Genomic DNA, 1000 nt, shown 5'->3' on the forward strand with positions numbered 1-1000 from the left:
GTCTGGTCTGCACCCGGGCAAAGCTGCCCCACGCAGAGGAGCTTTGCCGCGCACTGACTGCGCAGTTTTCCGATATCGCCACCATCCTGATCAATGTCAATGCCAGAAACACCAATGTGATCCTGGGCAGCGAGACCCACGCCCTGTACGGCCCCGGGTTCATTGAGGACACCCTCTGCGGCGTTCCGGTGCAGCTGGGCCCCTTGTCGTTCTATCAGGTCAACACCCTGGCCGCTGAGCAGCTCTATGGCATTGCTGCAGAATATGCTCAGTTGACCCCGGATGACCTGCTGTTGGACCTCTACTGCGGCATGGGCACCATTGGCCTGTCCATGGCAGACCATTGCCGGGAGCTCATCGGCGTGGAGATCGTACCTGAGGCCATCGAAAGCGCCAAGGCCAATGCTGCCCGCATGGGTGATGCCATAGCCGCAAAGAGCCGTTTCTTCTGCGCCGATGCCGGTCAGGCTGCCACCCAGCTTGCCGCCGAGGGCCTGCACCCGGATGTTGTGATGCTCGACCCGCCCCGCAAAGGCTGTGACGAAGCAACCCTTTCCGCTGTCGTCACCATGTCCCCCCGCCGGGTGGTCTATGTCAGCTGCAACCCCTCCACCGCCGCCCGGGATGCCAAGTGGCTGGAAGAGCATGGGTATCGGGCAGAAAAGGTGCAGCCGGTGGACCTTTTCCCGAGGACGAAACATGTCGAAGCGATAGTTTCGCTGCAAAGAGAAATCTAGTAGAAATCCTCCGTTTTACGTTATTTTCTCGTCACGTTGTGTTCGATGGCGAGGGCGATAAACTCCGCAACAAACGCATTGAAAATCACATTACTGTTTCGGTGGTAATTGATATGGAGTGCGGAAACACAAAGAATTGAATATCTAACAATCGGCATAGCCGCAGACTTTCACAAAAAGCCTGCGGCTTTTTCTTTGCCCAAAAACAGAAAGGAGGCATCCGTGAAATGGCAGTTTTTCGGGTAGAAAAGAACAGCGGCTAC

At 56.4% G+C, this 1000-nt stretch carries 1 protein-coding gene; it reads left to right on the forward strand.

All coding sequences use genetic code 11. From position 1 onward, the window contains the following. On the forward strand, positions 1–737 hold a 737-nt coding region (rlmD, locus tag J3353_RS16075; protein ID WP_207685255.1), incomplete at its 5' end, for a 23S rRNA (uracil(1939)-C(5))-methyltransferase RlmD. Between the last annotated feature and the right edge of the window lie 263 nt (positions 738–1000).

It is taken from the genome of Faecalibacterium sp. Marseille-Q4137 (genome assembly GCF_017377535.1).
GTDB classification, from domain to species: domain Bacteria; phylum Bacillota; class Clostridia; order Oscillospirales; family Ruminococcaceae; genus Faecalibacterium; species Faecalibacterium duncaniae.